Consider the following 22,187-nt stretch of genomic DNA (forward strand, 5'->3'; position numbering starts at 1 on the left):
GATCGGGGTTCGGGAATATAGCGGCACCAGCCAACCACACCGGTGCACGACGCGATCCGCCGCCGGGCCCTACTACAGTAGAGCCACCATGAGTGAACTCGAACGCCCCTCCTTCTACATCACCACGGCCATCGCCTACCCGAACGGCGTGCCGCACATCGGGCATGCCTACGAGTACATCTCCTCCGACTCGCTGGCCCGGTTCAAGCGCCTCGACGGATTCGAGGTGTTCTTCATGACCGGCACCGACGAGCACGGCCAGAAGGTGCAGCAGGCCGCGCGCGCCGCCGACGTCCCGGTGCAGGAGTACGCCGCGCGCAACTCGGACGTGTTCGAGCGCATGGACAAGACGCTCGAGATCTCCTTCGACCGCTTCATGCGAACGACCGACGAGGACCACATCGCCGCGTCGATCGCGATCTGGAAGCGGATGCAGGCAGCGGGCGACATTTACCTGGACACCTACGCCGGCTGGTACTCGGTGCGGGACGAGGCGTTCTACACCGACGAGGAGACCACGGTCCTCGAAGACGGCGCCCGCGTGTCGACCGAGACCCGCACTCCCGTGGAGTGGACCGAGGAGTCGAACTACTTCTTCCGCCTGTCGAAGTACCAGGACCGACTGCTCGAGCACTACGAGCAGCACCCCGAGTTCATCCTCCCGGCGACGCGGCGCAACGAGATCGTCAGCTACGTCAAGGCCGGGCTGAAGGATCTGTCCATCTCGCGCACCACCTTCGACTGGGGTGTGCCGGTGCCCGGCGATCCCGCGCACGTGATGTACGTGTGGGTGGACGCGCTCACCAACTACCTCACCGGCGCCGGATTCCCGAATATCGAATCCGCGTCGTTCCAACGGTTCTGGCCGGCCGATCTGCACATCATCGGCAAGGACATCAGCCGTTTCCACACCGTGTACTGGCCCGCGTTCCTGCTGTCGGCGGGGCTCGAGCTGCCCGAACGCGTTTTCGTGCACGGGTTCCTGTACAACAAGGGCGAGAAGATGTCCAAGTCGGTCGGCAACGTCGTCGACCCGCTGGCCCTGGTCGACACCTACGGCCTGGACGCGGTGCGCTTCTTCCTGCTGCGCGAGATCTCCTACGGGCAGGACGGCTCCTACAGCCACGAGGCGATCGTCGGGCGCATCAACTCCGATCTGGCCAACGAATACGGCAATCTCGTGCAGCGCAGCCTGAAAATGGTTGCCCGCGACTGTGATTCGACCGTGCCGACACCGGGCGAATTCACCGCGGACGACCGCGAGCTGCTGGAGCGCGCGAACGGCCTGCTGGAGCGGTGCCGCGCCGAATTCGACCAGCAGCAGATGCACCTCGCGCTGGACGCGATCTGGCTGACCCTGGGCGAGACGAACCGCTACTTCTCCGCCCAGCAGCCCTGGGCCCTGGCCAAATCGGGCACGCCGGAGGATCTGGCACGCGAGGCGACGGTGCTGTACGTCACCCTCGAGGTGCTGCGCATCGTCTCGATCCTGGTCCAGCCGGTGCTGCCGGGTTCGGCCGGGCGCATCCTGGACCAGCTCGGCCAGACCAAGCGCAGCTTCGCCGATATCGCGACCCCGATCGAGCCGGGTCTGCCCCTGCCCGCCCCGGAGCCGGTGTTCCCGAAGTACGTGGAGCCCAAAGACTGAGCGTCGACTCGGCGGCGGCTCAGACTCGCACCCGGTGAGGCCCGATACCTTCGCAATCCGCGGCTCCTCCGGTTACCGTAGGCACGGGAATCCTGATCTTCGGCAGATCCTGACGAGGCGTATTGCCCGCTGGGAAGTTCTAGGCATTGGGAGGCGACTATGAGACTTTCGGCAGCTGGGACGACGATCGGGCTGGCGGCCGTGACCGCGGCGATCATGTGCGGCGGAACGGCACAGGCCGCGACCCCGGTCTTCTTCAACTATCAGGGCTGGAACTGCGAGGTCACCCCGGGTGGCGCGCTGGGATGCGACGTACCGAACGGCACCGTGGTGATGGAGCGCCCCGGGTTCCTGCCCGCGGGCAGCGCAGAGGGCGCGGGCCTGTCGGTATCGGGGCGGCAGATCGTCCAGGACGCACCCGGCGCACCGATGCACGCAGCCACGCTTGCGGGGACGCCGTTCACCCGCCCGGGCGGCAATCCGCCGCCGGTGTACGAGTGGAACGGCTGCCCGGGACAGGGTTGCACGCCCAATCCGCCCCTCCGGGGCACCCAGGTGCGGTGCGGTGACGGCCACTACATGGCTGCCGGATGTGCCACCTCCGGCAGCCACGGTTTCTCGCTCTCGAAGCCGGGCCAGGTCTACGTGTATTAGGACTCGGCACGCCCCGGAGGCGGGGGCACCCGGAACAGGCGGCCGGAGCGAGCGCACCTTCGTCGGCATCGCTGCCCCGGCCGAGCCGGGCGCCCTGCCCCGAGCCGGTGTTCCCGAGGTACGTCGAGCCCGAGGATCGAGTCGCCGCCGCGTCAGTTGGCGCGAGCGGTAAGTACCGCGTCGTACAGCTCACGCCGGGACGCGCCGGTGCTCGCGGCGATCTCGGCGCAGGCGTCCTTGAGGCGCATGCCCTTGGCCACGAGGGCCTCAACGCGGTCGACCAGGTCGGCCGGCTCGACCGAAACCGGTTGCGCGCCTTCGAGAACCACGGTGATCTCACCCCGAGCGCCGTCGACGGCCCAGGCCGCCAGCTCGGCCAGCGTGCCGCGCACGACCTCCTCGTAGGTCTTGGTCAGCTCGCGGCAGACCGCGGCGCGGCGGTCCGGGCCCAGGACCTCGACGGCGTCGGCCAGGCAGTCGGCCAGCCTGTGCGGGGCCTCGAAGAAGACAACGGCGCGCGGTTCGGCGGCGAGGGTGCCCAACCACTGCCTGCGCTGTCCACCCTTGCGCGGCGCGAAACCGTCGAAGCAGAACCGTTCCATCGGTAGCCCGGACAGGGCCAGCGCGGTCGTCACGGCCGACGGACCGGGCAGGCAGGTGACCGGAAGATTCCGCTCGACGCACGCCGCGACCATCCGATACCCGGGATCGCTCACCGACGGCATGCCCGCATCGGTGACCAGCAGCACCGTGCGCCCGGCCTCGATCTCCTCCAGCAGCATCGGAATTCGCGCCGCCTCGACGTGGTCGTAGAAACTCACCACCCGCCCGGCGATCTCCACCCCCAGCGCCTTGGCCAGCGCCTTGGTCCGCCGGGTGTCCTCCGCCGCGACCACCTCCGCCGCCCCGAGCGCATCGCGCAACCGCTGCGAGGCATCCCCCACCTCACCCATCGGCGTCGCCGCCAGCACCAGCCTCCCCGTCGCCACCTTGTCCACAGCACCACCCTAGGCGTCCGCGCGCGGCCCCCGTCCGGCGACGAGGCCGCACATCCAGGCGCAGCAGGCACCGCATGCGGCTTCGACCGCTGCCTTCCACATCGCACGACCCCGCGAAGTCCGTGTGCCACAGCCGCTTACGCTCGCCCTGCCTCGCACCATCGGCCCGCGGCCGGACGGTCGTGGCACCCCCGCGTGCCTTGCCACGAGGTCCGGTCGCATACATACGCCGACCGCACCCGCCCGGTCATCCGGGGAACCGTGTCGAATATGCCCGGTCGTGCGCGGATCCCGGGCGCACCTAGACTCGGATCTCGTGAGCGAGCTTGCGAGCGAACCATTGTTAGAGCACCTGTGGGGCATGGCGACGCCGAGCGCCGGCGAGGCGTCGGTGAGCGAGCTTGCGAGCAAACCATTGTCACAGCACCGGTGGGGCATGGCGACGCCGAGTGCCGGCGAGGCGTCGGTGAGCGAGCTTGCGAGCGAACCATTGTCACAGCACCGGTGGGGCATGGCGACGCCGAGTGCCAGCGAGGCGTCGGCGTGCCCCAGCTGACCAACGTGCGACCGGCGATCGGCGCGGGGCCCTCGAGTCCGGCGCCGCTGCGCCCCTCCCCCGATTTCGGCCCGACCGATCGCGCGCGGGGCTGGCTGGTCACCGCGGTTCTCACCGCGATCGCCGCGCTCACCCGGTTCACGATGCTGAACTATCCGACCGACGCGGGCACGCCGGTGTTCGACGAGAAGCATTACGCCCCACAGGCCTGGCAGATGGTGACCGGCGGCGGCGTCGAGGACAACCCCGCCTACGGGCTGGTTGTGCACCCGCCGGTGGGCAAGCAGATGATCGGGCTGGGCGAGGCCATCTTCGGTTACACCCCGCTGGGCTGGCGGTTCGTCGCCGCGATCTTCGGTTCGATGCTGGTACTACTGGTCATTCGGATCACCCGCCGCATGACGCGCTCCACGATGCTCGGCGCGCTCGCGGGGATCCTGCTGATCGCCGACGGCGTGACGTTCGTATCCGCGCGCGTCGGGATGCTCGACATCTTCCAGGCCGGATTCGTGCTGGCGGCGTTCGGCTGCCTGATCGTGGACCGCGACGTCGTGCGCGAACGGCTGGCCCGCGCGGATGCGCAGGGGCGCATCGCCTGGAGCGTGTGGGGGCCCCGGCTCGGCGTGCGGTGGTGGCGGTTCGGCGGGGGCGTGCTGATCGGGCTCACGCTCGGCGTGAAATGGAACGGCCTGTACTACATCGTGGCCTTCGGGCTGCTGTCGGTCTTCTTCGATGTCGCCGCCCGGCGGGCGTACGGGGTGCCGCGACCGTGGCTCGGCACGATCGTGCGCGACGTCGTGCCCGCGCTCGCCGCGCTGGTCCTCGTGCCGATCCTGGTCTATCTGGGCAGCTGGAGCCTGTGGTTCGCAAGCGAGGACGGCTACGACCGGTACTCGGTGGGCAATGCGATCGGCGCCGGGGGCACCTGGTCCTGGATCCCGGACGCGCTGCGCTCGCTGTGGCACAACCAGGGCGAATCACTGAAATTCCATGAGGGCCTGACCAATTCGGCCGGAAACCATCACCCGTGGGAATCCAAGCCGTGGTCGTGGCCGATGGGCCTGCGGCCGATGCTGTACTACTACGCCGACGGCGGCATCGGCGGCTGCGGCCAGTCCGTCTGCGTGAAGGCGGTCATGCTGATCGGCACGCCCGCGATGTGGTGGCTCTCGCTGCCGATGCTGGGGTGGGCGATCTGGCGGACCGCGACCCGCTTCGACTGGCGGTACGCCGCGATGCTGGTGGGGTACCTGGCCGGTCTGCTGCCGTGGTTCATGGACCTGGACCGGCAGATGTACTTCTTCTACGCGGTGCCGATGGCTCCGTTCCTCGTGATCGGCATCGCGCTGGTGCTGGGCGACATCCTCGGCCCCGCCCCGTTCGTCCGTGCGGCGGGGTCTCTGCGCGGTATGCACGGCCTGACGCAGGCTGCCGCCTCCGGGCCCGACGCGCACACCGCCGCCGGCTACCGGTTCCTGGTGACCAGCGAGCGGCATACCCTGAGCCTGCTGCTGGTGACCCTGTATGTGGGCGTGGTCGTCGCGAACTTCATCTACCTGTGGCCGATCATGACCGCGCTGCCGATCACCGTCGGCGACTGGCACAACCATCTCTGGCTGCCCAGCTGGCGCTAGGCCTGTTCGCCCAGGGCATTGTGGACGTAGCGCAGCGCGGCCTCGTCGTCCAGGCCCAGGCGCCGAACGGCCGCAACGTATTCGGTCGCCGCGAGTCCGGCCGCGTCCTGGGTCGGATCGCCGGAAGAGGCGATGAACGAGCCTAGGCGGCCGCGGGTCTCGAGCACGCCGTCCTGTTCCAGCTCCCGGTACGCGCGCGCGACCGTGTTGGGCGCCAGGCCCAGCTGCGCGGCCAGCGCCCGCACCGTCGGAATCTTGGTGCCGGCCGTCAGCTCACCCGAGCGCACGCGGACGATGATGCCCTGCCGCAGCTGCTCGTACGGTGGGACCGCCGAATGGTGGTCGACCGGTATTTCCATCGGCGCCTCACATCTCGTCCCGGGCTAGGGGGCAGGACAGGCAGCGCGGACCGCCCCGGCCGGATCCCAGTTCGGACCCGGGGATGGTCAGCACCTCGACACCGGCGTCGGCCAGCCGCCCATTCGTATTCTCGTTGCGTTCGTAGGCGACCACCACCCCGGGCGCCAGCGCGAGGGTGTTGTTGCCGTCGTCCCATTGTTCGCGCTCGGCGGTGATGCCGTCGAGCCCCGTGTCGATGACCCGCAGTTTCCCGATCCCCATGGCCTCGGCCGCGGCGGGCAGGAACGGATCCGGGCCGCGCATGTCGACCGAACCGTCGTCGCGGATGGCGATCGTGAACGCGAGCAGCTCATCCCGCACCGCGGGATACATCACCACGGCATCGGCGTCGACCATGGTGCAGACGGTGTCCAGGTGCATGGTGGCCCGGTTCTGGGCGATCGGCACCACCAGCACCGTGTGCGCCAGACTGTCCTCGAACAGGCTGCGCGCCAACGCCTCCGCACCGGCCGGGGAGGTGCGCTCGCCCACCCCGATCGCCACCACTCCGGGCGCGAGCAGTAGCACGTCGCCGCCCTCCATCGGCGCGATGTGCGATTCGTAGGCACGACGCACCCCGAGGAAGCGCGGGTGGAAGGCGTAGATGAGGTCGGTGAGCGAGGTCTCCCGGGCCCGGGCGGGCAGCGCCAGCGAGGTGATCGCCACCTTGCGGCCCACCCAGAACGAGGAATCGCGTGTGAACAGCAGATTCGGCAGCGGGTCAATGACGAAATCGGTGCCGTGGTGCATGCGGCGCACCAGCGAGGTGGTGGCGGGCGCGAAGGGCAGCTCGTCGAAGGTCATGCCCGCCATCAGGATTCGGGCCAGCTCCGGTGCCGGGACGCCGCGCAGGTGGGCCTTGAGCTCCTCGGCCAGCGCATAGCCGACGCGGCGCGCGTCCACCGCCGCGGTGATGCCCATGCTGCGCCCCGCGCCGCTGACGGCCAGGGTCTGCGTGAGCAGGTCGGCCAGCAGCAGCACCTCGACCCCGCGCCCGCGCAGCACCTCGACGAAGGTGTCGTGCTCCTGCTGTGCGCGCTCGACCCACGGGATGGCGTCGAACAGCAGCTGGTCGTTGTTGCGCGGGGTGAGGCGGCGCAGCTCGTCGCCGGGCCGGTGCAGCAGGACCGTGCGCAGGGCGCCGACCTCCGAGGTTACGCAGAGCGGTGGTGCGGCGCTCGGGCCGCCTCCTGCGCTACCGCCTGCCTGCGAGCCGCCGTCCGCCTGCGTGTCCATGGTTTCGACCGTAGTATTCCGCGGCCGCATTGGCACGGAATTCGCTGGGTATCGGCGGATGCGCAGATTCGGAAACCCGGATACGACGACCCACACCTGAAGTATTGTTGAGGTATGCAGCACACCACCTGGCAAGTCAAGGAGCTCACCCCCGGGCAGCTGTCCGAACGCAGTGGGGTCGCGGTGTCGGCATTGCATTTCTACGAACGCGAGGGGCTGATCACCAGCCGCCGCACGAGCGGCAATCAACGCCGCTATCCGCGCGAGACGCTTCGTCGCGTCGCCTTCATTCGGATCTCGCAGCGAGTCGGCATACCGCTCAGCGAGATTCGCGATGCACTTCACACCCTACCCGAAGGCCGCACGCCCAACCGCAAGGACTGGGAGCGACTGTCCACCATCTGGCGCCAGGACCTCGATCAGCGCATCGAACAGCTGATCCGCCTGCGCGACAGCGTCAGCAGCTGCATCGGCTGCGGCTGCCTGTCCCTGGCCAGCTGCCGGATCGTGAACTTCCACGACCGGCTCGGCGACGACGGCCCGGGCGCCCGGGTACTCGATGTGAACCTCAACGGGGAGAAGGGCGTTGCGTGCGCCGAGGCCGAATGCTCGATCCCGGCCGGGGTGAATCCGGATCACCCCTGCTGATCACGCCATCGAACCGTCGGAACGACGAGCTACATACGCTTGCCGCGCGAGTCCGGCTCGCTCGCGGAGACCCGCTCGTAGAGAGCATTGAAGCCGTCATTGGCCCGGCGCATCGCGAATTCGTAGGGCCAGGCGAACTTTCGCGCCCACCAGTAGCCGAAGCGCACATCGAAGGAGGTATGGATCAGGAACCGGTTGCGCTCGATGCCGCGCAGAATGCGCTCGGCGACCCGCTCCGGCGAGCTGGCGTGGCGCTGAAACTGCTTGAAATAGCGTTGAATTCGCGGGTCGTCGCGATTCACCCCGGCGATCTCCACGGTCTCGACCAGGTGGGTGTTCACCGCGCCCGGCGCCACCAGGTGCACCGTGATGCCGTGTCGCTCGAGGTCGAATCGCAGCACCTCCGACAGCCCGCGCACCCCGAATTTGGAGGCGCTGTAGGCCGCGTGCCACGGGAAGGCCAGCAGCCCGGCCGCCGAGGACACGTTCACCAGCGCGCCGCCGCGCCCGGCCGCGATCATCGGGGGCACGAAGTTCTCGATGATGTGGATGGGGCCCATCAGATTGATGTCGATCATCGCGCGCCAGTGCCGGTGCTCGAGATTCTCCACCGTGCCCCAGGCCGACACCCCGGCGATGTTCATCACCACATCGAGGCTGCCGTGCTGGTCGAACACGTCGGCGGCGAACGCGGTGACCGCCTCGTAGTCGCTGATGTCCAGGGCCTGGGCGGCGAGCATCTTGCCCCCGTCGACGCCGATCAGCCGCACCGTTTCGTCGAGCCCGGCGGCATTGACATCGGTGAGCACCAGCTCGGCGCCCTCGCGGGCCGCGGCCAGGGCCGTCGCCCGGCCGATACCGCTGGCCGCGCCGGTGATCAGGACCTTCTTACCGCTGACGGACTTCAGGCGATCGGGCACACCGTTCCTCGCAGGCTCGGTGGCGCACCGGGCGGCGGCGCGCCGGATGTGTTGCTGTGCCCTGGAGCATACGTGGTGCGCATCGCCGGGGGCCCGTACCAGGCCGAGTGTGCCTGTCGGGTGCCATTCGCCGAGAACGCAACAACCGACGTGCCCAGCGGCGATGCGTCTCTGTCCGGCTGGGACTCGCCCGCGAAGCGATAAGTACGACGAGCCCCTAGGGCGCCGAAAACCCGCCGGAGCGAAGCGGAGGCCGAAAACACAGCACTCTCAGCATGCCCGCCACGGCCGCGGGCCAGGTGAACTGCTCGGCCCGGGTGCGGGCGGCGCGGCGGCGAGCGGCGGCCGGGCGGGCCAGCACCTCGGTCACCGCCCGGGCGAAGTCGGCCGGATCGTTGGCGGCGACGGCTCCGCAGTCGGCGGTCACGATGTCGGCCAGGGCCGAGGACCGGCTGGCCACCACGGGCGTGCCCGCCGCCAGCGCCTCGAGCGCGGCCAGCCCGAACGTCTCGTGCGGCCCGGGCGCCAGCGAGACGTCCGCGCTGGCCAGCAGGGTCGCAAGGTGGGTGCGGTCGGAGATGAACCCGGTGAAGTGCACGGCCGGGCTGCCGTCGGGCAGCGGCATGATCCCCCGTGCCCGCCGTTCCAGCGACTCGCGGCGCGGGCCGTCGCCGGCGACGATCAGCCGCGCGTCCACCCCGTCGCGGCGCAGCTCCCCGACGGCCTCGATGCTGCGGTCCACCCGCTTCTCCACCGACAGCCGCCCGCAGTGCACCAGCAGCGGATGCTCCGCGGCCCCGTATCGCGCCCGCAGGAGCCGATCGCGGCGGCCCGGGGTGAACATCTCCAGATCCACACCCAGCGGCACCAGCTCCACATTCGGCGCCTCGATGCGCGCGAACTCCGCCCGCGCGAATTCCGTTGTGCAGACCACCATGTCGTAGTCGGCGGCGGTGCGCCGATTGGCCGCGTCGGCCGCGCGACGCGCGACCGGCCCCGGCAGCACCTGTCCCAGCAGCCGGTCCAGCCGCTCGTGCGAGATCATCACCCCCGCCACGTCCCGGCGCCGGGCCCAGCGCCCGAATCCGCGCAGCGTCAGCCGATCCGAGACCTCGAGCACGTCGGGCGACAGCCCGTCCAGCACGTCGGCCACCCGCCGCGGATCCGCGGCGCGATATCCACTCGTCCACGGAATGGCCACGGCGGGCAGCATGATCCGCAGCACTCCCCCCGGCAGTTCCCGTTCCTCACGCCGCGGCCCCGGCACGATCAGGACCACCTCGTGCCCGGCGGCCGCGTACCCCGCACCCAGATGGTGCAGCGCGGTCCGCAGTCCCCCCGAACGCGGACCGTAGAAATTGGCCAGCTGAACGATGCGCACGCCGCCGATGGTCCAGTGGGCGTACGCCCGCCGTGGCAACGCGGCGTGAACAGCGGTGGAAGGCTCGTTAGCCAGGGAGTGCGGGGCGCACGCGGATGAGGCCGTGGGGGCATTTCCTCGCCGAATCGCGTCAGCACGGCGCGCACCGCCACCGTCGAACCGGACCCGGGAGTTCAGTTCACGGTCGTCGCCGCCCGGCGCGCCCGCGAACAGTTCCTGGCACGCCGCGCGGTAGACCGGCAGATCGTCGGGGTGGAATTCGGGCCGCTTGGTGAGCCGGCGGGCCAGCGGGGGCACCGGGGCGCTGACCCAGTCGTAGAGGTGCCGGGTCCAGTGTTTCGAAGACGAGCCGCTCCCCACCGGCCATCGGACCGGTCAGTTCCTGTTGCTGCCGCGGGACACCCGGGGTAGCTCGAGGTCCAGCGCGATCCGGCCGGCGGCGAGATGCGTCTGCACTTCCTCGGCGGGCAGCGGCCTGGCGATCAGAAACCCTTGCGCCCGATAGCAACCCAGGCCGACCAGCGTGCGCGCGGCCACCGCGGTCTCGACGCCCTCGCCGACCACCCCCAGTCCGAACGAACCTGCCAGTCCGACAATGGATTTCACGATCGCCAGATCATCGGTGCTGACGCCGAGGCGCTGCACGAACCCGCGGTCGATCTTCACCGCGTCGACCGGCAGCGCCTTCAGGTGGGACAGCGAGCTGTATCCGGTGCCGAAATCGTCGATGGCGATCTGCACGCCCATCCGCTTGAGCCCGCGCAGCGTCAGCTGCGTGCGCGCGAGATCCTGCACGACAACGTGTTCGGTGATCTCGAGGCAGACCGAACTGCCGTCGATGCCGTGGCTGCGCAGCGTCTCCTCGATGGATTCGACGAAATCCAGGCTGACCAGCTGCACCGGCGAGACGTTGATGCGGATGACGACATTGGAGGCCAGGCCCGCCTGCTGCCACTGGGCAAACTGGGCGCACGCGGTGCGAATCACCCAGCGCCCCAGCTCGCCCGCCAGATTCGTCGCCTCGGCGACCCCGACGAAAGCACCTGGCGGCAGCAGTCCGCGCGTGGGATGCTGCCAGCGCACCAGGGCCTCGAGCGCAACGATCCGCCCGGTCCGCAGATCGACCTCGGGCTGATAATGCAGGACCAGCGATCCGTCGGCTACCGCGCTGCGCAGGTTGAGCTCCACGTCGTCCTGCAACTCGAATTGCGCGCGCATCGCATCGGTGAACACCGCGACACCGTTGCCACCCCCGGATTTCGCGGACAGCAGGGCGTGATCGGCCCGCCGCAGCACGTCGGCCACGGTCATTTCGCCCGGAATGCCCACCGCGACACCGACGCTCGCCGCCCGGCTGACCGATTCCTCGCCCACGGTGACGCGCCGGGCGATCAGCTGCTGCAGGCGGGTGCCCTCGAGCTCGGCCTCCACCGCCTCCATCGGCTTCGCCGGCACGATCACGAACTCGTCGCCGCCGAGCCGGGCGATCATGTCGGCCGGATCCAGGTGGTCGCGTAGTCGCATGGACAGCGTCTGGATGAAGTTGTCGCCGGCGGTGTGCCCCAGAAAGTCGTTGAGCGCCTTGAGCCGGTCCAGATCCACGAAGAAGGCGGCCACCGGCCCCGGACTACCCGGTTCCAGGCGCTGTTCCATGTATTCCAGCAGCGCCCGGCGATTCGCCAATCCGGTGAGGTCGTCGTGCATGGCGATGTACCGCAGCCGCTCCTCGGCCTCGATCCGCGCCTGCAGCTGCGCGAACAGCGAGGCGATCGCCTTGAGCACGTTGAGTTCCCGGGTACTCCACTCGCGGTCGCCGTGCTTGATGAAGCCCAGCAGGCCGATCGGAACGCCGCGCGAGAGCAGTGGCACCGCCGCGGAGGTGATCGCCTCGATGCCCGAGGATTCGCGGATGCCGTCCTGATACTCGACAAAGGCTCCGGGCCGGACGATCAGCGGTTCGGTGGCGTGCTCGACGACCTTGAACCCGATGTCCGCGTCCGCGAAATATATGACCGAGAGCGGGTCGGGTTCCGGAATGTCCGGTCGGTGCGGCCATTCGGCCACCAGAATCGTGGCGCGCTGGTCGCGATCGGTACGGCGCAGGTAGCAGAAGTCGACATCGAAATGCTCGACGAGACTTGCCAGCACGCGCTCCGTCGCCGCCACTACCGTCGTGGCGTCGATGCCCATCAACTCGGAGGCGACCTGTGTCACCAGTGAGTCGAGTGTCCGCCGAGGCACCTTATCTCCGATCGCGTCAGCTGCACCAACGCCATGGTCTCATGCGCAGGCACCTCCAGTAAGTCCAGGAACCTGCCCCGAAATGACGCTAGTGTATCGACGAATTCCGGGGAAATCGCCGCGAGCACCCCTGTCCGCATCGCCCCGCCGCCGCCGAGGTCCGCCGCGCCGACCGCGGTCGCTTCGACAGTCATAGGTTTCCTACTCCGTTGCTGCGCGATACCGCGCGACTACCCAGGCCCAGTGGCGGACCGTTCGGTTCGCGGCTGAAATCCGGGGTAGGCCGCTTAGGCAGTATCCGTCATCCGGCAGGAATTGACCAGACGTCCGGCTAATCTTCCGAAACCTGGGTGGAAGGTCCGAAATTAGCCCTGGTCACGGCCACGGATACGGCTGGCAAGCAGAACAGGAAGACCGGTTGGTTCTAGATTGGCTAACCGATGGCTACCATACGGCTCTAGACCAGGATAGAGATGTACAGCTCGACCTCCGCCGGCCCGCGCCAGATCTCGATCTCCTCGCGGTAGGCGCGGGTGATCTCGGCCGAGGCCGTCGCGTCGTCGACCTGGGCCCACACGTCCTCGACCGGGTCGTGATAGTCGCCGTTGGGCTCGAAGCGCGCGTAGACGCCCTTGGGCACGCGGATCAGCACATCACCGGCCGGAACCGCCTCGACGGTCGGATAGTCGTGACTGACCAGCACGTTGTAATTGCCGGCCGGATCGGGCGTGTACACGGTGTACAGCGGCGAGGTGGGCCGCACCTCGCGATCGCGCAGCCGGTCGCGCAGGAATTCGATCAGCTCACTGTTGCTGACCTTGAAGCTCGGCCGCACCCGCGGTACCACCAGGCCGCCGTAGATCGCCTGGTCACGCACGACAATCGTGTAGCTCATCGCGGTTCAACCGCCAGATACACGTCGATCTTGTACGCGTGCGGGTAGCACTCGAAGTCTCCCGTATGGGTGCGCTTGATCTGGTTGTGTTCCTCGGCGTACGCGATCTGGGTCCACAGGTCGGTCATGAGCTGCGGGAAGTTGCCGACCGAGGAGAAGCGGGCATAGGACCCCCGGGGCAGCCGGGCGACGATGTGCCCGCGGGTGACCTGGTCGAACGAGGTGCATTCATAGCCGACGATCTGGGTGTTGAAGGTGCCCAGATCCGCCGCGTAGTCGGTGTAGGCGCAGGCCAACGGCCCGCCGAGCTCCTGATGCAGCACCGTCCCCCAGGCGGCCTCGAGATCTCGATCCCGCAGCTCCCCGAGCGCACGCTTGGGACTGCGCACCGGCAGCCCCGCAACCCACGTCTCGTCCCGCTCGACGATCTCAAACTGCATGAAAGCTAACTCTCTCGAAGTTGTTCGCGCAGGATGCGCGCAATGCGGGTCGCATCGCCGCAGCCTCCAGGCCAGGCGTCATGCTATCAACCCGCCCTGTGAGACATCCACGACATGACATCTCACCCACCAGGGTTGCTGGACCCCATTTGCCCGAGTCCCGCCTCACCCCACCGCAAACCACGGGCAATTCCCAACCTCCCCACCCACCCCTCCCGCACCCTCCCCACCTCCCCCGCCGAAGTCCACCCATCCACCCCTGAAACCCCCCACAACCAGCCGATTCGGAGTCTCCCCACCCCACCTGCTAGAGTTCTCCAACGTTGGTTCGGAAACGAACCACGGGGCTATAGCGCAGTTGGTAGCGCGTCTCGTTCGCATCGAGAAGGTCAGGGGTTCGATTCCCCTTAGCTCCACAAATTAGCACCAATCCGAACCGGTTTCATCAGGGTCCTGGCCAGCGGTTTTCCTCTGGCCAGGACCCTGATGCCGTTTGAGTGGGCTGTGGTGGCGGTGCTGGGCAACGCGGCCAGCACGCAGACCGCCGCCCGACCGGCCAGTTCACTTACGATCGACCGCACCTGGCCGGTCAGCTGGATGGTTCGCCGTTGGTAGCGTTCGAACACGCCGGGAACCCGCTCACGGAAGGTTCTGCAGCACTGCGGCGTCGGACAGACCAGCCGCCGCACCCGCACGACCACCGAGCGGCACCGATCGAGGCGCCGTCAGCGATATCGGCTACCGCGGTGCGGGCGTCGTCGAAAACCTTGTTCACTGATGCGCTCCTGCCGTGGTGGGGTTCGCCCGGGCCAGCACGAGCTCGGGATCGGCGTCGGCGGGGATGGTCGAGTACAAGAAATCCGCATCGGGGACCTCGCCGTGACCGTGCCAGTACCGCGGCGACACCACAGCGCCGGCCAAGGAACTGCCGAATACCTGGATGCGGTCTCGATCCAGCAGCGCCAGCGCCCATCGATAGTGGGAGACGGCGTTCGACAGTGGCGTGTAGGCCGCGAGATCGTCTGCCGGAACTCCTGTTTCGTCGCTGCGCGCGTCGAGCAGGACCAAGCTCACTGGCAGTTCGCTGAACCGCCGCAACCAGTCGGAGATGTAGATGGAGGCCGATTCGGCGTGGTCGGACGAGATGGCGGGTGGGTCTTGATGTCCGGCGTCGTAGTGTGCCCGCACCAACCAGTGGACCGGAGACGGCACCTGCAGAACCAATGGCTGCCTGCTGGTTTCGGCCAGCACGGCGACGGCGGCGAAGACAGCATCGGTGGCCTTGGTGTCGGTCAACAGAGCCTTCAACGCGTACCCGACCCGGGAACGAGTTGCCATGGCCGCACGGAGGTCGGCACGGGTTCCGAGGTGGCGTCGGTAGATCGCGCCCACGTCGGCCAGTGTGGCGTCCGGGGAGAGCAACGCCTGGGCAGTCCGGAAGTAGCCGGCGCACAGCGTGGGATCCTCCCAGGGCACGGCCGCACCGCCGAGCAGTCGATGGGATCCGTAGGCGGAGTGGTCGATCAGCAGCGCTGTCGGTCGGCCGGAGGGCGGGCTGGAGACCAGCGCATCGAATTCGGTGGGCATCGGAGTTCTTTCCTGACGAGCGTGCGGGATGGGCTCCGCGCGTGTGTCGGGCGCGCGGAGCCCGTCGTAAGGATGGTCAGCTGAGGCGGGTCACGGTCTCGCCGTGCTTGTCCTCCAGCTCCCGGACCCGCTGCTCGAGCCGGGCGATGGCCACTTCGCGGCGGTCGGGCATCATGATGATCGGCAGCTCACCCAAGGGCGCGGTGACCCGCTTGGGACCGTCGATATCGAACACGGTGGCGGTCATGTCGTCGGTGTCGTCACCCCAGGAGCCGTAGTAGAGCAGGTCCTGCGGCGGCTCAGCGGTTACCCATTCGTCGACGAACTCCTGGAACGGGCGACCACATCGCAGCCGGTCGACACGGATGTCGGCGCGGCGCGCGGTGGTGGCGGCGGTGTCGAGCACGAACGTGTCCGGGTCGTAGACGACGCCGAAGATGTCCTCGGCGACCGTGCGGCTGATCCGGTTCAGCTCGGCGTCGGTGATCACTGCCTCGGGGGCGCGTTCGAGCGGGTCACCGTACCCACCCCCGGCCCCCTGGGCAATCATGTACAACTCGCCGTCCTTGGCCAGGTCGAACTGCAGGCCCATGTGCGCAGTCTTGTACTTGCCGCCGTCGAAGGGCGTCTCGTTCATGACCTTCTCGATCGACAGATCGAATTTGCCAGGCTCGGAACGGATCGCGTCGTAGACGTTGACGCCCTTGACCATCGCCAGCGGGTAGGTGCCGCACCCGTATCCGCCGAACAGGCCGTACACCGAGGAGAACTTCGCCCCGGACGTCACGGTCATGAATCCCCATTGCGGGCTGCCCTCACTGGCGACGATCATCTCGTAACCCATGCCGCCGGTGAACTTGCCGAAGCCCATGTTGTCGCGGACCAGCCGCTTGGACACCAGCTGCATGAACGGCACTTCCTCCTCCATGACCTCCTGCTCGGCCATGTCGGCCATCGCGCAGAACAGCGGAGAGACAGCGTCCTCACCGTCGCGGAAAGGCAGTGCGCCACCAGGCATTCCGTTGAGATCGGCGCACAGATTGCCAACCACATCGCCGTGCTGGGTGACCCCGCCCCAGAGGAAGGTGTTGATCTGGTTGAACCACGGGGCAACCACGTTCGAGTGCTTCTGCGGCACTGAGAACTGCATCTTGGCCCAGCTGGACTGCAGCGCGGAGAACCCGCGGAAGGACGCCTGCAGCGACTGCCCCATCGGCGCGTCGTAGCTGGCATCGGCCCAGGTCCCCTCGTCGGAGATGATATCGATGCAGCTCATCGCCGACGTGCATCGCGGCAGGTCGGGCCACCAATGGCCGAGGATCGCCTGCATCATCATCGACTTCACCGAGCACAGCGGCGAATTCATCGCCCGGTTGAGGATTTCCGGGCCGGTGCCACGCAGATCGATGGTCATCTTGTCGCCCTTGACCGTGATCTTGCACGACATCTTGATGAGGATGTTCTCCTTCAGCGTGCTGTCCATGAACTGGTTGAAACGCACAGTCCCGTCGGGCAGATCGGTGATGCGGCGCCTGACTTCGGCGTCGACATCTTCGACCGTGGTGCGCAGCGCGGCGACGAACGCCGCGGTACCGACCTCGTCGATCAGCTTGTGAATGCGTTCCATGATCCGGCGCACCGAGGCGATCTTGACCTTCATATCGGCGAGCTGCAGTTTGGGGTCGCGCACCGAATGTTGCAGGAACGTAAGCAGATCGCGGCGCAGGTGTCCCTTTTCGACGACCTTGAACGGACTCATGCGAAGGCCGTCGTCGAACGGTGTCTCCGACCCCGACGGCATGCCGCCCGGTTCGCAAGCGCCGTTTTCGCCCTCGTGAATGGTGGCGGCGATCCAGGCGATGAGCTCTCCGTCGCGGAACACCGGCATGATCATCGACTGGTCGGTGTTGTGGATATTGCCGAATCGGGCGTCGTTGTGGATGAACCCGTCGCCCTCGTAGATTCCGACGGTGGGTTCGTCCTTCCAGTACTTCATGATGTACCGAATCGGATGGTGCAAGATCGCGGAGAACGCGATGACGCCGTGGCAGGACAGATAGGACACGTCACCGGCGGCGGTGTAGATCGCCGTGGTCAGGTCGCCCCATTTCGCACCGGGCGCGGCGCCCTGGGCTTCGCACATCTCGTAGCCCTCGTCGAGCGCGCCGGCGATGCGTTTGCGGATGCGGTCGACCATGATCCGGTCCACGCCTTGGACGATGCAGAGCTCCTCGAAATCCGAACGCTCGGAAATCTGGTGCGACCGCATGATTTCGGGGTCGGGGCCGAGGAACAACGTGGTTTCGTCCATGAAGTCGTCGACCCACTGTTGTTCCTGTGGGTTCAGCGCATGGGTGCGGTGGTCATCGAGTGCAGTCATGTCGGTTCTCGTTTTCTCCTGAGTCGGTGGTCAGTCCTGCAGGAACCAGACGGCACCCTGCGGAGTCGGCTCCAGCCGCCATCCGGGCTCGACGAGGAACGTGGTGTTCTCCGTCGTCACGATCGCCGGACCGGGGATGACGTGCCCGCTGGTCAGCGCGTCGGCGTTGTAGATGGCGGCCTCGACGGGTTCGGCGTTGTCGACCAGATGGATGAGCCGGTGGTCGACCGGATCGGGCACCCGGCGCGGAGTGTCGCCCGAGTCGAGGGAATCGAATCGGACCGTGTCACCGTCGACGTAGGAGGCGACCCGGACCGTCTGGACCCGGATGCCTGCCTCCGGGGCGGCCGAACCGCGCCCGTAGCGCTGGTCATAGATCTCGGCGAAGGTGCGGATCATGTGCAGGACATCGCCGACACCGTGCATTCGCCGCACATCCACCACGACCGCCGTGGTGACCAGTTGGTTGCCGTAGCGCATGTCCATCTCGAGCCGGTACTCGACGTCATCGGATGAGAAGCCTTGGCGGACAAGGTCTTCGCGGCCCAGCGCTTCCAATTCCTCGACAATGGCGTTGAATTCGTCGTAGTCGCTGTAGAGGGTGCGGGTGGTGGCGTTGTACAGGACGGCATGGGTGCCGCGCTCGTGGAAGTGCAGCTGGCTCATGTTGCCCGCACCGCACGCGGAGAACACCGAGGAGAACGGCGGAGCCAGGACCCGTTTGATGCCGGATTGCGCGGCGATGCCACAGGCGTGCAGCGGCCCGTTGCCGCCGTAGGCGAGCATGGTGAAGTCCTCGGGCAGGTAGCCGCGTACCCGCAACTCTTTGCCGATACCGATGGCCATCTGTTCGTCGACGCCACGTTTGATCTCCTTGGCGACGTCCAGCAAATCCATATCGAGTTCGTCGCAGAGGTTCTCCTCGATGGCGAACACTGAGCGCTTGGGATTGAGCTGGATATAGCCGTTGGCGTAGTTGTCCGGGTCGAGGTAACCCAGCAGCAGGTCGGCATCGGTCACGGTGGGTTGGAGCCCGCCGCGGTCATAACAGGCGGGTCCGGGGTTGGATCCCGCGGACTCGGGCCCGATCTTGATCGCATTGTGGATGCGGTCGAAGCTTGCGATCGATCCACCGCCGGCGCCGAGGGTGTCCAGATGCACCATCGGTACCGACACCAGCCACCGATCGATGGTTGGCATGAAGTCGTAGTGCTTCACCCCGCCCTCGGGCACCAGGCCGATGTCGAACGAGGTGCCGCCCATGTCGGTGGAGATGACATGCCCCAACCCGGTTTGCCGGGACAGATGCTCGGCGGCTCCGACACCGGCGATTGGCCCGGAGTGGATGGTCTGCAGCGCGTCGGTGGAGTTCATCTGCGCCATGCCGCCGGAGTTGTGGATGACCAGCATCGGCTTGCCGTACCCGGATTCGCGCAGGTTGTCCGACAGCTGACTCAGCGCATGGAACATGATCTTGTGCAGAAAGCCGTCGACAATGGTCGAGGTGGCGCGCACGTACTCACCCTTGCGACCGGACACCTGATGTCCCAACAACACCGGGATGGCGCCGAGCTCATGAGCCGGGAACTCTTCCAGGATGATCTCCTGGATGGCGAGCTCGTGTTCCGGGTTCTCGGTCGCATTGGTCAGGCTGACGACCAGCGCCTCGACACCGACATCGACCAGCTGACGCACGACAGTGCGGACGTCCTGCGGATCCAGCGGTGCGACGATCCGACCTGCGGAATTGACCCGTTCCTTGACCGACCGGATGTATTTGCGTGGCACGAGCGGCTCGGGCCGCTCGGCACAGGTCAGATTCTGCTGCAAGGAGTAGTCCAGGCCTTCGCCATAGCCGCGGCCACGAGAGAGCGGGATGGTGTCCTCGAACCCATGGGTGACGATGGCGCCGATCTTGGGCCCCTTGCGCTCGATGAGCGCGTTGGTGCCGAGCGTGGTGGCATAGCGCACCGAGTCGACTTCCGCGAGGACGCTACCGCGGTCGAGCTGGGCGCGTTTGCAGGCCAGGTCGAGCGCTTCGTTGAACCCAAGCGCCAGATTGTGATGGGTGGTCAAGGCTTTCGCTTCCACATACGTGTCGTCCCAGACGAAGAAGCAGTCGGTGAAGGTGCCACCGATGTCGACGGAGATGCGTTTCATGATCGTGTCGTCCCGTTTCTGATGTCAGCGAATCCGGCCTGCGGCCCTGAGGTCGGCGGTGTACTTCTCGGCGTCCGGGCCGGACCCGTAGTTGGCGACCACTTCGGGATCGACGCCACGGGCTTGCCATTGCCGACGCAGCGCATCTACGTCGAACACCATGTCGACGGTCGGCGGGTGGCCCGGCGGCACGTATTCGGTCTCGATCTGCGTCGCGCAGCCCGGGCAGTAATACTCGAGAATGCGGCAGTAGCCGGGATCCGGGGAGAAGGTGAACTCGTAGCGTTCCGGGTCGATGATCGGCTGGTGGATCTCGCGGGGGTCGCGGTCGTAGACCAGCGTGCCCGGCTTGTAGTTGCCGTGGGCGTCGCCGAGGTCGTGTTCACACACCCGGCACACCCAGCGTTCGCTGTCCAAGTCGATGACCAGATATTCGGTCACGGGGACTCGCATGATGATTCCCTTCTTCGGTCGATGGACCGGGGTCACTTGATATCGGTGAGCAGCAGGTCGCCGTGGGAGGTGACGTCGAAGCGCCAGCCGTGCGGCACCCGGGCGGTGAAGAATGGGCCTTCGACGATCGCCGGCCCTGCGGCGCGTGCGCCTGGCTGCTGCTCGGACAGGACGAAGACGGGTACGTCGTCGACCTGATCGGCCGCAGTGCGCACCGCACGGGTCCCGTTCGGGATGGCGGTCACAGCGGGCAGGTCCGTCGTGGGGTCCAGACGTGGGTGGCGTAGGGCGGCGGCGACGTCCAGGCGCAGGGAAACCTGCTTGCCCGCGGCGTCGATCCGGTCGCCGCGCGTGTACGGCATCATCGAGAACTGCTCGCCGGTTTCGTCCTCGACGATCAGTTGCCAGGTCTGCGTGCAGTCGGCGAGGTCGTAACCCTCCTGGAACATGTCTCGCTCGGCGCGCACGAGCACCTGGTCGAAGGTGGCCGCGGCCTGCTCGGTTCCCGCGTTATCGACGAGCACCTCATAGGTCTTGCCGATATCGGAGAACCCGATGCCGAACGCGGAGAACACCGCCGCGGTCCGCGGAATCAGCACCTTGCTGACGCCTGCCAGGCGAGCCGCGCCTGCCGCGCTCATCGGGCCGGCGCCGCCGAACGCGGCGAGCGTGGTGGTCTCGTCGGCCAACGCCGCGAACGAGTCCGCGATCGCGGCGAAATACACCTGCTCCATCCGGATGAGGGCTTCCCCGAGTCCGACTCCCAGCGGGGTGGCGATCGTGTCGGTGATCACCGCCCGCGCACGGTTGGCGTCGAGGCGAAGCCGGCCGTCCAAGTAGGTGTCCGGGTCCAGGACGCCGAGCAGCAGGTTGACGTCGGTGATCGTGGCTTCCTTGCCACCCAGCCCGAAGCAGGCTGGGCCGGGGGCGGCACCGACGCTGCGCGGCCCAACGGTGATCTCGCCGCCGTGGACCGTGATGACCGAACTTCCCCCGATGCCGCTGGAGTGCACGGTGCTCATGGGGAACGAGATCGGTACGCCTTCGACCGCGCCGCGGCGGCTGGTGGAGATGGCACCGTTCTCGACGATCCCGACATCGGTGGTGGTGCCGCCGACATCCATCATCAGCACCCGCGCCAGACCGTAGCTGTCGGCCAGCGCGCGCGTGCCCTCCAGGCCACCGCGCGGGCCCGAAGAGTAGGTCTTCAACGCCACAGCCTTCGCCACTCGCGACGACGCACCGTCGTTGCGGTAGACCAGCAGCGGATTGGTGATCTTCATGTCGCGTAGTCGGTGCTGGGCCTGGTACAGGAATCCCTCCATCACCGGATGCAGGAACGAGTTGAGAATGCTCGACCAGCCCCGTCGATCCCGGCTCCGGTCGGCGACCAGGTCCCAGCTGTAGAGCAGCGGCACCGATCCGAGGAGATGGCGCGGGAGCCTGCGCAGCAGGACCCGGCGCATCTGCTGTTCGGACCGCGGTGACTCGCCGATGACCACGATGCGCTCGGCGCCGTCGGTGGTCAGCCTGTTCACTGCCTGCACCAACTCGAACGCGAAGTCGTCGTCCGGCATCGATGGATCGACCACCGCGGTGCGGTCATCGATCAGGTCGTGGAACAACGCCCGGGAGGACTGGTCGGCGCGGAACTCCGCGACAACGCCCTCGTCCTCGACGACCAGCCCGATCTTGGGGCCCTTTCTTTGGACCAACGCGTTGGTGCCCTGCGTGGTCGAGTAGCGGATGTGGTCGGTGTTATGAAGCAGTCGGTCGAGGTCGTGGTGGCCGTACACCTGAGCGGACGCCTTGCCCAGACCGTCGAACAAGCACTGCGACAGATCGAACGGCGTGGTCAGGGTCTTTGTGAAGGAGTACCCCGCACCGTTCCAGACACAGATGTCGGTCAGCGTGCCGCCGTTGTCGATGTTGATGAGGTGATCCATGCTCACTCCTG

At 67.4% G+C, this 22,187-nt stretch carries 17 protein-coding genes, 1 tRNA gene and 1 pseudogene; 5 read left to right on the forward strand and 14 right to left on the reverse strand.

The window, feature by feature from the left end; all coding sequences use genetic code 11:
• Position 1 precedes the first annotated feature (1 nt).
• Together metG and ABH933_RS41535 are read left to right on the forward strand one after the other, a co-directional pair.
• Positions 2 to 1,648 (forward strand): methionine--tRNA ligase, encoded by a 1,647-nt coding sequence (gene metG / locus ABH933_RS41530; protein WP_429427900.1) that lies wholly within the window; start codon positions 2 to 4, stop codon positions 1,646 to 1,648.
• A 159-nt stretch (positions 1,649 to 1,807) separates the two neighbouring features.
• Positions 1,808 to 2,302, forward strand: a complete 495-nt coding sequence (locus ABH933_RS41535; protein ID WP_429427830.1) for a hypothetical protein — start codon at positions 1,808 to 1,810, stop codon at positions 2,300 to 2,302.
• 152 nt (positions 2,303 to 2,454) lie between these two features.
• Here ABH933_RS41535 and rsmI read toward each other — a convergent pair whose 3' ends face one another.
• A complete protein-coding gene (gene rsmI, locus ABH933_RS41540) occupies positions 2,455 to 3,300 on the reverse strand; it encodes a 16S rRNA (cytidine(1402)-2'-O)-methyltransferase (RefSeq protein WP_308166999.1) in 846 nt (281 codons plus the stop codon).
• A gap of 543 nt (positions 3,301 to 3,843) precedes the next feature.
• Here rsmI and ABH933_RS41545 point away from each other — a divergent pair.
• Positions 3,844 to 5,490: a dolichyl-phosphate-mannose--protein mannosyltransferase gene (locus tag ABH933_RS41545; protein ID WP_429427828.1), complete on the forward strand. Its 1,647-nt coding sequence runs from the start codon at positions 3,844 to 3,846 to the stop codon at positions 5,488 to 5,490.
• Here ABH933_RS41545 and ABH933_RS41550 read toward each other — a convergent pair.
• Positions 5,487 to 5,849, reverse strand: coding sequence for a GntR family transcriptional regulator (locus tag ABH933_RS41550; RefSeq protein WP_429427826.1), 363 nt, complete (start codon positions 5,847 to 5,849; stop codon positions 5,487 to 5,489). The two genes, ABH933_RS41545 and ABH933_RS41550, sit on opposite strands and share 4 nt — an antisense overlap.
• A 7-nt stretch (positions 5,850 to 5,856) precedes the next feature.
• Positions 5,857 to 7,125 (reverse strand): arginine deiminase, encoded by a 1,269-nt coding sequence (locus tag ABH933_RS41555; RefSeq protein ID WP_429427824.1) that lies wholly within the window; start codon positions 7,123 to 7,125, stop codon positions 5,857 to 5,859.
• 114 nt (positions 7,126 to 7,239) lie between these two features.
• On the opposite strand from ABH933_RS41555, the gene soxR reads away from it, so the two are divergent.
• Positions 7,240 to 7,773, forward strand: coding sequence for a redox-sensitive transcriptional activator SoxR (gene soxR, locus ABH933_RS41560; protein WP_215924364.1), 534 nt, complete (start codon positions 7,240 to 7,242; stop codon positions 7,771 to 7,773).
• 29 nt (positions 7,774 to 7,802) lie between these two features.
• On the opposite strand, the gene ABH933_RS41565 is transcribed toward soxR, so the two are convergent.
• The 5 genes from ABH933_RS41565 to ABH933_RS41585 all read right to left on the reverse strand — a co-directional run bounded on the left by ABH933_RS41565 (position 7,803) and on the right by ABH933_RS41585 (position 13,650).
• A complete protein-coding gene (locus ABH933_RS41565) occupies positions 7,803 to 8,693 on the reverse strand; it encodes an SDR family oxidoreductase (RefSeq protein WP_429427822.1) in 891 nt (296 codons plus the stop codon).
• Between the two features lie 217 nt (positions 8,694 to 8,910).
• Positions 8,911 to 10,074, reverse strand: coding sequence for a glycosyltransferase (locus tag ABH933_RS41570; protein ID WP_429427898.1), 1,164 nt, complete (start codon positions 10,072 to 10,074; stop codon positions 8,911 to 8,913).
• Positions 10,075 to 10,449: 375 nt separating this feature from the next.
• A complete protein-coding gene (locus tag ABH933_RS41575) occupies positions 10,450 to 12,288 on the reverse strand; it encodes a putative bifunctional diguanylate cyclase/phosphodiesterase (protein ID WP_429427820.1) in 1,839 nt (612 codons plus the stop codon).
• 484 nt (positions 12,289 to 12,772) lie between these two features.
• Complete coding sequence (locus tag ABH933_RS41580; protein ID WP_429427818.1) at positions 12,773 to 13,210, reverse strand: effector binding domain-containing protein; 438 nt, start codon at positions 13,208 to 13,210, stop codon at positions 12,773 to 12,775.
• Positions 13,207 to 13,650: a GyrI-like domain-containing protein gene (locus tag ABH933_RS41585; RefSeq protein ID WP_429427816.1), complete on the reverse strand. Its 444-nt coding sequence runs from the start codon at positions 13,648 to 13,650 to the stop codon at positions 13,207 to 13,209. The genes ABH933_RS41580 and ABH933_RS41585 overlap by 4 nt, the downstream gene beginning before the upstream one ends.
• A gap of 343 nt (positions 13,651 to 13,993) precedes the next feature.
• On the opposite strand from ABH933_RS41585, the gene ABH933_RS41590 reads away from it, so the two are divergent.
• Positions 13,994 to 14,066: transfer RNA gene (locus ABH933_RS41590), tRNA-Ala, on the forward strand.
• A gap of 105 nt (positions 14,067 to 14,171) precedes the next feature.
• Here the strand turns inward: ABH933_RS41590 and ABH933_RS41595 are convergent.
• From ABH933_RS41595 to ABH933_RS41620, 6 genes and pseudogenes are all read right to left on the reverse strand, one after another.
• Positions 14,172 to 14,369 (reverse strand): annotated as a pseudogene (locus ABH933_RS41595) (ISL3 family transposase); the annotation flags it as partial.
• 52 nt (positions 14,370 to 14,421) lie between these two features.
• Positions 14,422 to 15,237: a hypothetical protein gene (locus ABH933_RS41600; RefSeq protein ID WP_429427814.1), complete on the reverse strand. Its 816-nt coding sequence runs from the start codon at positions 15,235 to 15,237 to the stop codon at positions 14,422 to 14,424.
• A 76-nt stretch (positions 15,238 to 15,313) separates the two neighbouring features.
• A complete protein-coding gene (locus tag ABH933_RS41605; protein WP_429427812.1) occupies positions 15,314 to 17,617 on the reverse strand; it encodes a hydantoinase B/oxoprolinase family protein in 2,304 nt (767 codons plus the stop codon).
• A gap of 30 nt (positions 17,618 to 17,647) precedes the next feature.
• Positions 17,648 to 19,777, reverse strand: a complete 2,130-nt coding sequence (locus tag ABH933_RS41610; protein ID WP_429427810.1) for a hydantoinase/oxoprolinase family protein — start codon at positions 19,775 to 19,777, stop codon at positions 17,648 to 17,650.
• 24 nt (positions 19,778 to 19,801) lie between these two features.
• Complete coding sequence (locus tag ABH933_RS41615) at positions 19,802 to 20,230, reverse strand: acetone carboxylase subunit gamma (protein WP_429427808.1); 429 nt, start codon at positions 20,228 to 20,230, stop codon at positions 19,802 to 19,804.
• Between the two features lie 32 nt (positions 20,231 to 20,262).
• Positions 20,263 to 22,176 (reverse strand): hydantoinase/oxoprolinase family protein, encoded by a 1,914-nt coding sequence (locus ABH933_RS41620; RefSeq protein WP_429427806.1) that lies wholly within the window; start codon positions 22,174 to 22,176, stop codon positions 20,263 to 20,265.
• Positions 22,177 to 22,187 lie beyond the last annotated feature (11 nt).

The sequence above is a fragment of the Nocardia sp. GP40 genome (assembly GCF_050434125.1).
Taxonomy (GTDB): Bacteria; Actinomycetota; Actinomycetes; order Mycobacteriales; family Mycobacteriaceae; genus Nocardia; species Nocardia albiluteola.

What these genes read in the sequence shown, in the direction of transcription:
- ABH933_RS41610 (WP_429427810.1), bottom strand. Translation starts at nt 19,777, where the DNA reads ATGAAACGCATCTCCGTCGACATCGGTGGCACCTTCACCGACTGCTTC.
- ABH933_RS41550 (WP_429427826.1), bottom strand. Translation starts at nt 5,849, where the DNA reads ATGGAAATACCGGTCGACCACCATTCGGCGGTCCCACCGTACGAGCAG.
- ABH933_RS41600 (WP_429427814.1), bottom strand. Translation starts at nt 15,237, where the DNA reads ATGCCCACCGAATTCGATGCGCTGGTCTCCAGCCCGCCCTCCGGCCGA.
- soxR (WP_215924364.1), top strand. Translation starts at nt 7,240, where the DNA reads ATGCAGCACACCACCTGGCAAGTCAAGGAGCTCACCCCCGGGCAGCTG.
- ABH933_RS41585 (WP_429427816.1), bottom strand. Translation starts at nt 13,650, where the DNA reads ATGCAGTTTGAGATCGTCGAGCGGGACGAGACGTGGGTTGCGGGGCTG.
- ABH933_RS41580 (WP_429427818.1), bottom strand. Translation starts at nt 13,210, where the DNA reads ATGAGCTACACGATTGTCGTGCGTGACCAGGCGATCTACGGCGGCCTG.
- ABH933_RS41615 (WP_429427808.1), bottom strand. Translation starts at nt 20,230, where the DNA reads ATGCGAGTCCCCGTGACCGAATATCTGGTCATCGACTTGGACAGCGAA.
- ABH933_RS41620 (WP_429427806.1), bottom strand. Translation starts at nt 22,176, where the DNA reads ATGGATCACCTCATCAACATCGACAACGGCGGCACGCTGACCGACATC.
- ABH933_RS41535 (WP_429427830.1), top strand. Translation starts at nt 1,808, where the DNA reads ATGAGACTTTCGGCAGCTGGGACGACGATCGGGCTGGCGGCCGTGACC.
- ABH933_RS41605 (WP_429427812.1), bottom strand. Translation starts at nt 17,617, where the DNA reads ATGACTGCACTCGATGACCACCGCACCCATGCGCTGAACCCACAGGAA.
- ABH933_RS41555 (WP_429427824.1), bottom strand. Translation starts at nt 7,125, where the DNA reads ATGGACACGCAGGCGGACGGCGGCTCGCAGGCAGGCGGTAGCGCAGGA.